General features: G+C 29.2%; 13 protein-coding genes and 1 pseudogene. 5 read left to right on the top strand and 9 right to left on the bottom strand.

The window, feature by feature from the left end:
* Window positions 1-68 precede the first annotated feature (68 nt).
* From RSC72_RS10240 to RSC72_RS10225, 4 genes and pseudogenes are all read right to left on the bottom strand, one after another.
* Complete coding sequence (locus RSC72_RS10240; RefSeq protein ID WP_332545127.1) at window positions 69-1,106, bottom strand: hemin-degrading factor; 1,038 nt, start codon at window positions 1,104-1,106, stop codon at window positions 69-71.
* An 81-nt stretch (window positions 1,107-1,187) separates the two neighbouring features.
* Window positions 1,188-1,892 (bottom strand): annotated as a pseudogene (locus RSC72_RS10235) (heme ABC transporter ATP-binding protein); the annotation flags it as partial.
* Window positions 1,892-2,923 (bottom strand): FecCD family ABC transporter permease, encoded by a 1,032-nt coding sequence (locus tag RSC72_RS10230; protein WP_332545105.1) that lies wholly within the window; start codon window positions 2,921-2,923, stop codon window positions 1,892-1,894. The pseudogene RSC72_RS10235 and the gene RSC72_RS10230, both read right to left, overlap by 1 nt.
* 5 nt (window positions 2,924-2,928) lie before the next feature.
* Window positions 2,929-3,795, bottom strand: coding sequence for a heme/hemin ABC transporter substrate-binding protein (locus RSC72_RS10225; RefSeq protein WP_332545103.1), 867 nt, complete (start codon window positions 3,793-3,795; stop codon window positions 2,929-2,931).
* 193 nt (window positions 3,796-3,988) lie between these two features.
* On the opposite strand from RSC72_RS10225, the gene RSC72_RS10220 reads away from it, so the two are divergent.
* The 5 genes from RSC72_RS10220 (at window position 3,989) to RSC72_RS10200 (ending at window position 8,715) form a co-directional block, all read left to right on the top strand.
* The gene (locus RSC72_RS10220; RefSeq protein WP_332545102.1) at window positions 3,989-4,189 is read left to right on the top strand and encodes a hypothetical protein; all 201 of its coding nucleotides are present in this window, start codon (window positions 3,989-3,991) and stop codon (window positions 4,187-4,189) included.
* Window positions 4,190-4,248: 59 nt separating this feature from the next.
* Window positions 4,249-5,439, top strand: a complete 1,191-nt coding sequence (locus tag RSC72_RS10215; RefSeq protein ID WP_332545101.1) for an MFS transporter — start codon at window positions 4,249-4,251, stop codon at window positions 5,437-5,439.
* A gap of 632 nt (window positions 5,440-6,071) precedes the next feature.
* On the top strand, window positions 6,072-6,632 hold the full coding sequence (locus RSC72_RS10210) for a hypothetical protein (RefSeq protein ID WP_332545100.1): 561 nt from the start codon (window positions 6,072-6,074) through the stop codon (window positions 6,630-6,632).
* A 60-nt stretch (window positions 6,633-6,692) separates the two neighbouring features.
* Complete coding sequence (locus RSC72_RS10205) at window positions 6,693-7,529, top strand: 5'-nucleotidase, lipoprotein e(P4) family (RefSeq protein WP_332545099.1); 837 nt, start codon at window positions 6,693-6,695, stop codon at window positions 7,527-7,529.
* 154 nt (window positions 7,530-7,683) lie between these two features.
* Window positions 7,684-8,715 carry a sulfite exporter TauE/SafE family protein gene (locus RSC72_RS10200; RefSeq protein WP_332545097.1) on the top strand — a complete coding sequence of 344 codons (1,032 nt, stop codon included), beginning with the start codon at window positions 7,684-7,686 and terminating at the stop codon, window positions 8,713-8,715.
* On the opposite strand, the gene RSC72_RS10195 is transcribed toward RSC72_RS10200, so the two are convergent.
* The 5 genes from RSC72_RS10195 to RSC72_RS10175 all read right to left on the bottom strand — a co-directional run bounded on the left by RSC72_RS10195 (window position 8,712) and on the right by RSC72_RS10175 (window position 13,353).
* Window positions 8,712-10,484 (bottom strand): MutS-related protein, encoded by a 1,773-nt coding sequence (locus tag RSC72_RS10195; RefSeq protein WP_332545096.1) that lies wholly within the window; start codon window positions 10,482-10,484, stop codon window positions 8,712-8,714. The two genes, RSC72_RS10200 and RSC72_RS10195, sit on opposite strands and share 4 nt — an antisense overlap.
* Window positions 10,485-10,706: 222 nt before the next feature.
* Window positions 10,707-12,029: a serine hydrolase domain-containing protein gene (locus tag RSC72_RS10190; protein WP_332545095.1), complete on the bottom strand. Its 1,323-nt coding sequence runs from the start codon at window positions 12,027-12,029 to the stop codon at window positions 10,707-10,709.
* Window positions 12,026-12,622 carry a hypothetical protein gene (locus tag RSC72_RS10185; protein WP_332545094.1) on the bottom strand — a complete coding sequence of 199 codons (597 nt, stop codon included), beginning with the start codon at window positions 12,620-12,622 and terminating at the stop codon, window positions 12,026-12,028. The genes RSC72_RS10190 and RSC72_RS10185 overlap by 4 nt, the downstream gene beginning before the upstream one ends.
* Entirely contained in the window at window positions 12,615-13,085 is a 471-nt protein-coding gene (locus RSC72_RS10180) for a PH domain-containing protein (RefSeq protein WP_332578490.1), read from the bottom strand. The genes RSC72_RS10185 and RSC72_RS10180 overlap by 8 nt, the downstream gene beginning before the upstream one ends.
* Window positions 13,078-13,353 carry a DUF2089 family protein gene (locus tag RSC72_RS10175; RefSeq protein WP_332546535.1) on the bottom strand — a complete coding sequence of 92 codons (276 nt, stop codon included), beginning with the start codon at window positions 13,351-13,353 and terminating at the stop codon, window positions 13,078-13,080. Before RSC72_RS10175 ends, RSC72_RS10180 begins: the two co-directional genes overlap by 8 nt.
* Between the last annotated feature and the right edge of the window lie 49 nt (window positions 13,354-13,402).

Raw genomic sequence — 13,402 nt, 5'->3', positions numbered from 1 at the left:
TATAAATAATACGTAAACGTAGAATAAAAATAACTCCCAACTAATCATCTTAGTTGGGAGTTATATTTTTAATTTAATTCAGCAACAATATCGCGCCAAGCATCCAATTCTGGAATACCAGGTTTTCTTTTTCCAAAGAATTGTACGATAATTTCACCTTTGTCATTGTAAACTTCAACAGCCGTTACAATACCATCTTCGGTAGGTTTTCTCACAATCCAAGTTTCAGTGATTTTATCCATATCTAGATGTAAATTAAAATCTGGATCTAAAATATTGAACCAGTTTTCGTGCCACATAGTACGTTTTACATTCCCGGTATGTATTTGTATAATTCCTTTATTTCCCGTAAAAACCATGATTGGCGTTTCGGTTTGCGACGCTTTTTCTAATAATTGAACAACAGCTTCTTTTGTTACTTTTTTTGCATGATAATCTGTCGGAGCCAAACGCAAAGCTTGCGTACGAGTAACTCCAAATTTGCGTAACATCATAAAGAAATTGTGTGTATCTTTTAGTTCTATCCAAGCTTGTTGAAAACCTTCTACATCTATCTCTGTATCTGGTTTTTCGGTTGTATTAGTCGTTGTATTTTCAGTGACTTCAACAGTTGTTTGGTCAGCATCTTTGTATTTATCAACCAAACTATCAAAAGCTTCTGTATTACTTTGCGGAACCAAATAAATTTTATGAACTGCTTCTCCGTCTTTTCCGAAAAATTGTAAACTTTTGCGTTCTCCATGTTCAGAAGTTTCTGTTACAGCGAATGCAGATTTCCAATGAGTCAAGAAAATACGCAAATCAATATCTTCACCAACAAATAATTGGGCATGTGGCGAAGAAAAATCAGGATTTAGATAAATTCCCTTGCGCTCGTGTACACATTCGTTGTTGCGCGTCAAAGCCATTACTTTTCCCAAAGATTCTATTTCTTGTAAAATTGCAGCAAATTCGGGTTTCAATTTGGTTACATTTTCGCCTAAACTGGTTGCTAATAATTCCATTTCGCTAACGCCTAATTCTTTTGCAGCGTTACGAATTCTTATTTTTGGTTGATTTGTTTTCAAATCATTCCATTGTTTTTTTAGTTCTGTTGTTGTATTCATGTTATTTTGTTTTTTTCCGAATAAAATAAGCGGTTTTTGGTCGATTGGATTTTGACAAATTGTACAAGGAAATTGATAAATTTTTGAAATAATTTCTGGACGAAAAACATTTTCTGGACGATCTTGCATCACGATTTTTCCTTTATCCATCAAAATAATTTCATCTGCAAATTGCGAAGCCAAATTAAGGTCGTGCATTACAAGAATGACAAGATTTCCTTTTTGTTTGAATTCTTTCAGAATTTCCAGTAAATTGAATTGATGAGAAATGTCCAAATTATTCAGAGGTTCATCTAAAAGAATTAGTTTTTGATTGATTTCATTTTCTAATTGCGCAAAAACTCGCGCCAAATGTACACGCTGTTTTTCTCCACCAGAAAGATGAAGATAATCTCTTGTTTTGAGATGAAAAATATCTGTTTTCTTCATCCAATTTTCTACCGAATCTACATCGTTTTTTTGAGGAGAATTGCTAAAATAAGGATAACGTCCCATCAAGATAACTTCTTCTACAGTGAGTGGAATATCAGCAGGCTGATGTTGAGAAAACTTTGCTTTATGCTGAGGTAAATCTTCTTTTTTCCAATCTTTTAAAGAAATGTTTTTTAATTGAATTGTATTCTTTTTCGGGTCAATTTCATTGGCAATATAGCTTAGTAATGATGATTTGCCAGCACCATTTGGACCTACAATTGCAATCATTCTTCCCGCATCAGAATCAAAAGAAATATCCTCTAAAATCTTGAATGATTTGTATTGATAATTTACGTTGTCTACAACCAGCATTACAATGATTTTTTATAATTCATTAAAATTGAAATAAAAACTGGAGCACCCATTAATGATGTTAAAATACCAATTGGTATTTCTGACGGAGCAACCAGTGTACGGCTTATTGTGTCGGCTACAATAACCAATATTGCGCCTAAAAATGCAGATAATGGTAAAATAATAACGTAATTGGATTTGAAAATAAGTCGTAAAATATACGGAACTATAAGTCCTACAAATCCTATTGTTCCTGTAAAAGAAACTATTGTTCCGACTAATAAAGCTGAGAAAACAATGATTTGTTTTTTTGTTTTTTCTACATTAATTCCCAAATGTTCTGCATCTTTTTCGCCCAACATCATCGCATTAAGAATTTTTCCTTTTCCAAGTAAAAAATAAAAACTAACGATAACAATAATGCTTAAAATAAAAATTTTGTTCCAGTTTGCGCTTGCAATGCTACCAAGTGTCCAAAATGTCAAGTTTCGTAGCTCTTCTTCCGTAGATAAGTAGGTTAGTAATCCTGTTGCAGAACCGCATAAAGCAGAAATTGCAACACCGGAAAGTAATAAAATCGTAATATTAGTTTTGCTTTGATGAGAAGAAATTCTATATACGAATAGGGTAGAGCACATGGCGCCCACAAAAGCCATCAAACTTAGTAATGAGTAATGAATAATTTCTGGAACAAAATTTTTGATATATCCTCCTAATACAATTGTAACTGCAGCAAATAAGATACTTCCAGAAGTTATTCCGATTAAATCTGGAGAAGCCAATGGATTTTTGAAAATTCCTTGTAAGCAAGTTCCTGCTACTGCTAAACCTGCGCCAACTAAAATTGACATTAAAATGCGAGGAATTCTTAATTCAAATAAAACATAAAAATCACTATCATTTATCGCATTTCTATTTGTAAATACATTATTGATAATAGATAAAATTGAATCATTAAATTGATAAACACCCAGAAATAATGCAACTAAAGCAAAGGCTAAAATGGTAATACTTAATAAGGAAAGATGTATTCTGATTTGCGGATACATTGTATTTATTTTTGTAATAATTGATTTAATTCTACTGCAGCTTGTCCAACTCTTGGTCCGAAACCAGAAAGTAATCCGCCGTCCATTGCAATAATTTTTTTGTTTTTACCTGCATTTGTAGTAGAAACACCTTCTAATTTTAGAACGCCGTCTACACCACCAATACTTTGTAAACCTGAGTCAAACATCAAGATATAATCAGGATTTCCTTTTACAACTGCTTCTGGCGTTAATGGTTTATAATCTTCAAATTCTGTAATCACATTTTCTCCACCTGCAATTGTGATTATTTTTTCTACTGGCGTATTTTTTCCAGCAACCATAAGGTTTCCAGCTCCACGTGCATAGATAAATAATACCTTTGGTTTTGTAGCTAATGGTTTTAAAGCTTTAAGATCTGTATCAATTTTTGTATTTATTGCGTCATAATCTGTTTTGTTAAGAGAAGTTGCAATTGTTTTTATCAAAGCTTTAGTTCCATCTACAGAATAATCTTGCTTAATGATTTCTACAGTAATTCCTGCATTTTTTAATTGTGCAATTTGTTCTGGCGTTAAATCCTTATCTGTTGCATAAACTTTAGTCGGTTTTAGTGCTAATAAAGCTTCAATAGATAAACTTCTTACATGTCCTAAATCTTTTGCTTTTTCTTTTACAGAAGCAGGGAATGTGCTTGTAACATCTACACCGACAAGATTATTTTCTTCTCCCAAATCTGCTAAAATCTCTGTAATAGCACCATTTAGTGAAACAATTTTTTCATTAGAAACAGTTGCTTCCGTTTTAGTTTCGGTTGTGTTATCTGTTTTGGATTCTTTGTTACAACTTGCTAATAATGCTAAGATAGCTGTAGAAATAAATAGTTTTCTCATGTTATTTGTATTAAGTCTAAATTAAAAGACAAAGATTAGTAAAAAGATTTATTTATCCAATTATTATTTAGATTAAATTAAAATAACATTACTGTTTTTATAATTTAGTCTATTTTTATGTTAAACTTTCTTGTATTTAAAATTTGGGTATTGTATTTGAAATGAATGAGAAACAATCAATAAAATCTCTACCATGAAAAATTTTATTAAAACTTTAATTCTCGCATCTTTTTTGACCGTTTTAGGTACAAATAATGTAAGTGCGACGTCTTATAAAGTGAAAGAGAATACATTAAAATCGAATAAATCGATAGATCCAGTCAATATATTTACAGTGAGTTTATGTTTTGTATTAGCAATATCTGCTTACAGATTTCGTAAGAAAATCATTTAATATTATTTTACTTTAAATAGTGAGATTTGTAATTTTGCATTTCATAAAAATCAATTTACATGAATGCATCTTCTGATGATTCTAAAAAAGTTTCACTTACAATTATATCATACGTTTCCTTAACATTTATTGGATATTTTATTATTGGATTATCGCTTGCGGTTCTTCCAATTTTTATTCACCAAGATTTAGGTTTTAGCGCAACAGTAGCCGGATTAGTAATTAGTTTACAATATTTAACAACGTTTATGTTACGTGGTTATTCTGGTAAAATAGTTGATACAAAAGGTCCTAAACAAGCTGTGGTAATGAGTATGACTGGTTTTACAATAACAGGTTTTGTACTTATTTTGGCTTATTATTTCAAGTTTTCGCCATTTATTTGTTTAGGCTTTCTAATTGTAACGCGTCTACTTACAGGTTCTGCGGAAGGTATGGTAGGCGCAAGTCCTATAAATTGGGCAATACTAAAAGTTGGCGAAAAGTATACAGCAACTTGTATTTCTTATAACGGTGTTGCAAGTTATGGTGGTCTCGCTTTTGGAGCGCCTTTGGGTGTTGTAATTGTTAAATATTCTAACTTTTATGTTTTAGGTGGATTAATTATTTTATTAGGATTAATCGGTTTATTCTTCTCAAAATCAAAAGAAAATATACAAGGAAAACAGACAAAAGATCAACAGTCATTTTGGAATATTTTAGGAAAAGTAGCTCCTTATGGCTTGTGTTTAGCACTTGGTGGATTAGGATTTGCTACAATTTCTACATTTATGACTCTTTATTATGAATACCATAATTGGGAAAATGGCGCATTATCGCTAACTGTTTTCGGTGTATTATTTATCCTTGCACGATTAATTTTCAGTAATGCGATTCCAAAATATGGAGGAATTAAAGTTGCAATAGTTAGTTTATTTGTAGAAGCCATTGGTTTGCTGGTTATTTGGTTATCGCAAGATCCGACGATTACGCTGATTGGCGCAGGAATTACAGGACTTGGTTTTTCATTAGTTTTTCCCGCAATGGGCGTTGTTGCGATGAAAACAGTTCCTTCATCTAATCAAGGTTCTGCTTTAGCGGGCTACGGACTTTTTATTGATATTTCATTAGGCGTTACAGGACCTTTGGTGGGTGGTGTTGCAGATTATTTGGGAATGAATTACATTTTCCCATTCAGTATGATAATGGTTTTAATTGGTGTAAGTTTATCTTATTTTCTGAAATTTAAAACGGCTAAATCTATTGTTTAAAATTTATCAAATAATCGCAATAATGCAGGAATAAAGAGGATTAGGAATACCACATAAGTAGAATTTTGTATATAGTTGTGTATAAATAGACCAATAAGTAGAAGTAATTGATTTTGCGTATCAGAAGTAATTTTACCTTGTAATATGTCAGATTTGAAATTGACTTTTTTACCATTTGGTTCTGTAATCGTCCACTCAGTATTCCAAATATTACTGTAAAGCCATGTGTATCGTTCATTTCCGATATAAATATCTGCTCTTGTATTCCAAATATTGAATGTTATTGTGCCGAATTGCTGATTTTTGGATGTGATATCACTTATAATAATTTGACTATCAAAAAAATTGAGTTTATAAAAATAATAACTTTCAGTTCCTATTTTTCCGATGACTGAATTACTAAATAGGTTTTCTTTTTCTAAACTTCCTATTTGTTTTTCATTCTCATATAGCTTGGTATTAGAGGCAATATTTTTTTTTCCAAGTAAGATTCATGTTGGTTGTAGTATTAGTTACAACTAATTTAAATGAAAGTTTTAAGAATAACAATTATTTCAAAATTAATTGGATAGAATCACTAATTCAAAAAAAAATGTAAGTGTTAAAATCCAATAATTCCCTAAATTTACAACATGAAATATGAAATTCTTTTACTGATTATTCTGATTGTTTTTGTGGTTTGGAGAAAAATAAATTCAAAGAATAATAAAGAACAAATGGTTGATGTTAATGATTCTAAACCTTCAAAAGAATCATTTATTGAGATTGTAAAAGATGAAGTTTTAATCGATAACTCTCATGAATTAAATATGATGTATGATTTCGAAATATCTTCGGTGACGAAGAAAGAAAATACATTAGATATTTTAATCACAATTCATAATAAATCAGACCAAACTGTCAGAATTGATTTGAAAGAAGCAACTTATTCGTCATATTTTACGAAAAAAGTACTAAAAGCAGCTATTACTTTTTATGGAGAATTGAGCATGGGAACGAATGATATTTTGTTGAAGAATACGATTTTACCCGATTCACAACTTATCAGAAATATCTATTTTTTTAATCCAAATTTGAATCAATTTCATCAAAATGATGCGCTAACGATTGATTTAATGATTAATAATCAATCTTATCAGTTGAAAAAACATTTGCATCAATCAGATATTCAGTTAATTAAAGTTATTTGTTAAGACATTTTTTTTGGTTCCGTTTTGATTCCGTAATTTTACAAATTCAGAATTTTATATTATATGAAACATATACAATTGATGCTTGGAAGTGCATTACTTTTTGGTTTAACAGCTTGTCAAACTCCAAAAGTTGCAACTGAGCAACAACAAAAACAATCGCCTTATCAAAGTTTACAAGTTGATGGAAAAATCTATGCAGCTTTCTATCAGCAGCGTGCAGCGGAATATCAAGCGTTAAGTCAACAAGCGTATAATATTGCAAAAGAGCGTTTGGACGAAGCAATTGCAAAGAAAGGAAATAAACCATTAGCGATTGTAACAGATATAGACGAAACGTTTTTGGACAATTCTTATTATGCTGTAGAAATGGCAAAACAAGGTAAAACGTGGACGCAAGATTCTTGGGCAAATTGGACTTCGAAAGGTATTGCGACGCCTTTGGTTGGATCGTTAGATTTCTTTAAATATGCGGCAAGCAAAGGTATTCAGATTTTTTATATTACCAATCGTTATGAGGTAGAACGTCCAGGAACTTTAGCTAATTTGGTGAAATATGATTATCCAGTTCAATCTCCTCAAAATTTAATTTTGAGAAGTAAAGAAAGTAGCAAAGAAGCACGTCGTCAAAATATCTCAAAAGAGTATGATATTGTACTACTTTTGGGTGATAGTTTAACAGATTTTTCATCTCTATTTGATAATCATAAATCAGAAAAAGAAAGAGCGCAAGCAGTTGAAACGTTAAAATTGGAGTTTGGTAAACGATTTATTGTATTACCAAATGTTGGTTACGGAGATTGGGAATCTGCGGTCTTTGATTATAAATATGATTTGACACAAGAACAAAAAGATTCTATTTTGTATGATGCAGCAAAAGAGACGCCTGTAACAAAATAATAAATTTTAAAGCCAAAATATTAGATGATATTTTGGCTTTTTTCTTCTTTAATTTGAAGTGATTTTAGAATTCTTAAGTTTTGCTTAAGTTTATTCGTTTATCAGATTATTTTTATTGACAGAACTTACCTTTACATCATATAGTTCAAATGTAATGGTAATCACAATTTTTCTTTTATTTGTTGGTGCAATTTTAGCTTTTTGGATCAGTGCAATTTGTGGTGGTGGAGCAAGCTTGATTTTAATTCCAATTCTAAATCTAATTATTCCGACATCTCTTGTTCCATTTTCGTTAACCGTAGGTACTTTTACAAGTTCTGCTTCTAGGATTGTAGCTTTTCGAAAATCGGTACATTGGAAAATCTTTTTTTGGTTTGTACCATTTTCTATTCCTGCGGTACTATTGGGTGCATATCTAATAAAATATATCAATCCCATTTATCTTCAATTAATAGTAGCTCTTTTACTTATTTCTAATGTTCCACAATTATTTTTGAGTAAAAAAGAGCAGGATAAAGAAGAGAAATCTTCGCCAAAGTATGTTTTGGCAATTATTGGTTTTTTGGCTGGATTTGTTTCTGGAATTACAGGAGCAATTGGTTTATTGTTTAATCGTTTTTATTTAAAATATGGTTTAACAAAAGAAGAAATTATAGCAACACGAGCAGCCAACGAAATTATCTTACATTTAATAAAACTTGTCATCTATATTATTTTAGGATTATATTCTAAAAACGCCCTGTTGTTAGGGTTAACGATTGCAATGGCTTCTGTCGTTTCTGCATACACGGTGAAGTATATTTTACCTTTTATGAGCGATTTTTTATTCCGAAAAATAGGTTACGGAGCAATGGTTATTTCTGGTATTGTTTTATTGACAAGTAGTTCAGAAAAAATCATTAATCAAGATAAAGTTCAATTGTATACTGTTGCAAAAGGAGATAAAAATGAAACAACTCTAAAATGGCGAAATAGCGATTTGGTTTTAGAATATGCTTTGGATGATGGTTTGGAGATAGAACGTCCAATTGATTCATCTGAATTACCTGAAAATTTATTACAAAAATACAATCAACTTTTACCAAAATATGATGTGATTCATTTAGAAAAAGTATTTAAAATTGGCGAAGATGGTTACGAATTTTATTGTATTAAAGATAAAAAACTAACCAAACTTGAGTTTTAATCAATAATTCTGAATTGTTTCATTAAGAAAATTGCGTTCATCATTTTTGTTGTGCCTTTACGCAATTTATAATCGGATAAATAATTGTTATCTATATTTTTCAGTTCAAAACAATAGTTGATGATATGAGCAGGAAAATCATTTTCTAACTTTGTTAATTCTAAATCGTGTGTGGCTATAAAACCAACTAATTGAGTAGGCATATTCATCAATTTTACTAAAAATTTTTGAGAACCAATTAGTTTATCTTCCGAATTAGTTCCTTTTAAAATCTCATCTAAAATAATATAATGTGGAATTTTTTCTTCTAAACGATCAATCAAAATCTTTAATTTATTGATTTCATTTTTGAAATATGAATCTCCAGATGATAAATTATCAACGGTTCTAATGCTTGTAAAAAGGTTCATCGGATAAAAAATCATTTCCTCTGCACTTACATTTGCACCATTCATCGCTAAAACCAAATTTGTACCAACTGTACGCAAAAAAGTACTTTTTCCAGCCATATTAGCGCCAGTAATAATGGCAATATTATTGGGTCTATTGGTTTCAAAATTATTTTTTACTGCTATAGATTCCTCTAATAATGGGTGATACGCATTTTTCAAATTTAATTGATACGGTTCATTAGAAATTGTTGGCGTAGAAAAATCAGAAAATTTATCATTGAAAATAGCAAACGAAACAAAGGCTTCTAATGATGCAAATTGTTGCAGCCAAGGTTCTATTTTATTCACCGTTTTTTGAACTTCATTTTCAAATTGAATCGAATAATATAAACGCCACAAAAACAAATTATTCAGAACAAAACCGACAATAGGAAAATTTGCAGCATCTAATGTTTCTTTGCTCGATGAAATTGTTTTGATTAATACTGATGCTTTTTGATTGTCTGTAACAAAAGCTTTTTTGATGGTTTGATTAAGCTCTGTATTAAAATTTTCTTCTTCAATATGATGAAAAATTTCATTCAAATTACTCAATTCATCAGCTTTCATATTGGTGTAAGCAGAAACTTTAGCTAATTTATGTCTAAAAATAAAATTGATAATATTTGCGAAAACAATAGCGCTAACTAGCCAATAAAAAACGTCTTTTTTCGGAAAACCATTAACTGCCAAATAGATAAATACACCGATATTTATACTTGCAAAAATGATTGGAATAAAACGAATTGCTTGATTTTTAAAAACTCTGTTTTCATATTTGAACAAAGCAGATTGATTCATGTTTAATCGTTTAGAAAACGTTAAAAATTTTACAATCCATTCATGTTTTTGACTTAATTCCTTAAATGCCTCTTGTCTTTTTATGATTTCATCTTTAGATAAAAGTAAATTAGATAAATATGTTTTTAACTGATTATTTCCTAATCGCGTTTGTGTTTTATTGATGCGATTAAATAATGATTTTCCTTCGAGTATGTCTAAATCTTTGTTGTAGACATTATCAAATTGCACATTATCCGTCTCATAATCATCATCTCTATCGTTGATGAATAATTGAGAAATAATCATTAAAGCTTGCTTTGTATAGTCAAATTCTGAAGATATTTTAGAGGAAATAACAACTAAAATAATTAAAACGAAAACAGCTATAAACGCAATTATTAAAGATAAAAAATGATCTTTTGTTGCATAAATAATGAAGAAAATAACAGCAATTAGAAAACAAATTAAACGGATGTTGCTCAATTTATTTTTCTTGTTTTTTAAAACGATTAGTTCTTGTTGTAATCTGGCTTCAATTTGGCTATAATTTTTCATCGAAATATTTCTGTATAAGAAGCGTAAATGTAAGTATTTATGTTTTGTTGTAAAAGAATATGAGAGAGCTTTTGAAAGCTCTCTCATATTAAAATAAATCTAAACCCGTTATTCATCAATTTGAGTGATTTTTAGAAACGAAGAGAATAAAAATTGTATTGAGAATAGAATTTTATCAAAATGCATAACGAGTAGACTTAGATTATTTTTTAGTGATTTTCTTTAATCTTTTTTGATGAAATTAAACGTTCTTTTATTTTGAATCATTTGCATTGTTTTTCCATCTTCAGAAAAAATGATTTCTATTTTAGCTGGTTCAAATGTGAAATTTGTTTGATTATTAGCTGTTAACGCAAATGGCGGTTGTCCGTCTCCTTGTGCCATCAATGTATTATTTTCTACAAAAAAACTAATTCCAATAGGAATATCGGTAGACGTATATGTGTTGGTGTATTTTGCGAGAGTTTTTGTTTCTATTTTAACTGAAATTACTTTTTTTGGATAATTTATTTTTAGGTTATATGTGGCGTTAAACAAATTATTTTTGATAACAGCAAGATTTACTTCATTACTGTTTTGTATCACAGAATAACAAAATTTTGTAGCCTCAAAACAAAAAGTATACGATCTAAAAGCATCAATTGCGCCATTGTGACCAATTCCTATTTCGTTATCAATTTTATCATTAAACAATCCAAAACCATGTGTTTCGTTTATAGTTTTCATTTGGGAAACTGTAGTCGGATTTAAAATTTTAGCATTTAGTAATGCATTCATAAATGTATTTAAATCTGTTGGTGTCGAAACAATAAAACCTGCTCCTAAGGGAACAGTCATAGATGTTTCTGGTTGAAGAATGTAGTTATTATTTTGATATTCATAAGATTTTGCTTCATTATTATTGTTAGAAATTTTACTTCCAATTTTTGTATTAGTCAGTTTTAATGGCTTTATAATATATTTTTGAAGTAGATTTTCGTATTTAGTTTTGCTAATATCTTCTAAAATGTAGGTTAATAAAATATAATTGGTGTTAGAATATTTTTCTTTTGTATTTGGTTCAAAATCTGAAGTTAATTTATCAATTTTTGCTAGCATTTCTGGTTTTGAAATATCTTTTAAATACCATTCTAAATAAGAGGGTGTTGATGTAATATTTTGAATTCCACTTGTATGTTGCAATAAATTCTGAATAGTTATTTTATCCGCATTTATGATATTTGGATAAAATTGAGAAAGTTTTGTATCTAAAGTTAATTTACCATTTTCTACCATCTTCATAATTAGAGTTGCGGTAAAAGTTTTAGAAATAGAACCAATACGAAACTTAGTTTGTGTATTATTTTGTAGACTATTTTCGTAGTCACGATTTCCATAACTATTAGCATATATTTCTTTTCCATCTCTCAAAATAGAAACACTTCCTGCACCAATTTTTTCTCTATTCATATAAGTAAATAAACTGTCTAAAGCAGGTTTATTGAGTTCTTGGGCAAATAGGAGAGAGCCAAAAACACAAAATGTTGTCGATAATAATTTTTTCATAAAGTTTGTGGTATTAATAGCGTTAAAACAGAAGAAATTATAATGATAAATAGAATAGTTGCAATAAAAGCAAAGGTTTGTTGTATAGTTTTTAGATTGGTTACAGTCCTAAATCCGATATATAAATAATAAAACATAACGCAAATAAAAAATATAGCAACAAATGCAACAATCAGAATAACAAGCATGGTTGAAGATTCTTGTAAAACGGATAAATTATTAGATTGAATACTATCTGTTACCTTGTTTAATTTATTGTTTACAATTGGAATAAAATCGGTTATAAAGACAATATAATAAGCTATTCTCGAAATTAAAACGACATTCACAATGTCAATGAAACGTGTTCGCTTATTGATGATCTTTCCTAAAATAAATAAAAACAAAATTGCAATTCCAATATTTCGTGTATTTTGATACAATAAATCCCAAAAAGTAAAATCAATTAAACCTTTTTTGATGCTTAAAAAATCAGGAAAATTAGAATTTGTAAGTTTGGCTATATATGTAAAAATAAGATGTGCTAAAACTCCAATAATTAACAATGCTTTATCTTCAAAATAAGCGAATGGATTAAGTAATTTTTTAATCATGTTTTAGTGATTTTATAGTATTAATAAATTCGTTTGGATTATCACAACTAATCAAATATTTTACATTATTTAGCTCTATAGCAACTAGTTTTGAACGATCTTTTATGTTACATCTATAATTATCCATTGATATTCCGATAAGTCCATAAATACCTCTTGCTCCAATAATCATGAGATTATTTTGAGATTTTTTTGAGATATTTTGAATCTTATTAACTGGAATAGTTATCGTTTTTATTTTTGAGATTAAATAAATATTATTAAAGTCTACTTTAATTTTATTCAAGGATAATAAATAACAACCTAAAATTATAGGAAGTACTGTTCCCCAATAAATAAGATTTGTAAATAAACTTTTCTCATTATAAGAAAGAGATAGTCCAATTAGGATTAATAAAATGATTAAAATAACAGTTGTTATCTTAAAAAATGGAGACATAGAAACGGTAAACTCTTTATTCATCAGAAACAGTTTTTATTTTAGTAATTAAATCATCTACTTTATTTCGCATCGTAGGGTAGCTAACATCCATTTGTTTTGCCATATCTTTTAGACTACCACTACTCAAAAAGAATTGCATTATAAAATCTTGTTCTTCTACAGAAAGTTTTAAAAACAATGGCAATTGATAATTTCCGACAACTTGTGTTTCGCAATTGTTGCAAATTAATTTTTCTACAGCCAACTCGTTTTCACAACTTGGACAAGAAACAGGTAATTTTTTAATCATTTTTAAATAAAGTTAAATTAATATTTAATAAAATTAAATATATTTTTAA

Origin of the sequence: Algoriella sp. (assembly GCF_036647415.1) — a bacterium.
In the GTDB taxonomy this organism is placed as follows: domain Bacteria; phylum Bacteroidota; class Bacteroidia; order Flavobacteriales; family Weeksellaceae; genus Empedobacter.
Note: the sequence above shows the minus strand (reverse complement) of the source record. Positions and strands in the feature narration are given on the sequence as shown.

Bases quoted from the DNA above. Each gene is read 5' to 3' on its own strand.
- RSC72_RS10190 (WP_332545095.1), bottom strand. From the start codon at position 12,029: ATGAAAAAATTATTATCGACAACATTTTGTGTTTTTGGCTCTCTCCTA.
- RSC72_RS10225 (WP_332545103.1), bottom strand. From the start codon at position 3,795: ATGAGAAAACTATTTATTTCTACAGCTATCTTAGCATTATTAGCAAGT.
- RSC72_RS10215 (WP_332545101.1), top strand. From the start codon at position 4,249: ATGAATGCATCTTCTGATGATTCTAAAAAAGTTTCACTTACAATTATA.
- RSC72_RS10200 (WP_332545097.1), top strand. From the start codon at position 7,684: ATGGTAATCACAATTTTTCTTTTATTTGTTGGTGCAATTTTAGCTTTT.
- RSC72_RS10180 (WP_332578490.1), bottom strand. From the start codon at position 13,085: ATGAATAAAGAGTTTACCGTTTCTATGTCTCCATTTTTTAAGATAACA.
- RSC72_RS10195 (WP_332545096.1), bottom strand. From the start codon at position 10,484: ATGAAAAATTATAGCCAAATTGAAGCCAGATTACAACAAGAACTAATC.
- RSC72_RS10220 (WP_332545102.1), top strand. From the start codon at position 3,989: ATGAAAAATTTTATTAAAACTTTAATTCTCGCATCTTTTTTGACCGTT.
- RSC72_RS10240 (WP_332545127.1), bottom strand. From the start codon at position 1,106: ATGAATACAACAACAGAACTAAAAAAACAATGGAATGATTTGAAAACA.
- RSC72_RS10230 (WP_332545105.1), bottom strand. From the start codon at position 2,923: ATGTATCCGCAAATCAGAATACATCTTTCCTTATTAAGTATTACCATT.
- RSC72_RS10175 (WP_332546535.1), bottom strand. From the start codon at position 13,353: ATGATTAAAAAATTACCTGTTTCTTGTCCAAGTTGTGAAAACGAGTTG.
- RSC72_RS10210 (WP_332545100.1), top strand. From the start codon at position 6,072: ATGAAATATGAAATTCTTTTACTGATTATTCTGATTGTTTTTGTGGTT.
- RSC72_RS10185 (WP_332545094.1), bottom strand. From the start codon at position 12,622: ATGATTAAAAAATTACTTAATCCATTCGCTTATTTTGAAGATAAAGCA.
- RSC72_RS10205 (WP_332545099.1), top strand. From the start codon at position 6,693: ATGAAACATATACAATTGATGCTTGGAAGTGCATTACTTTTTGGTTTA.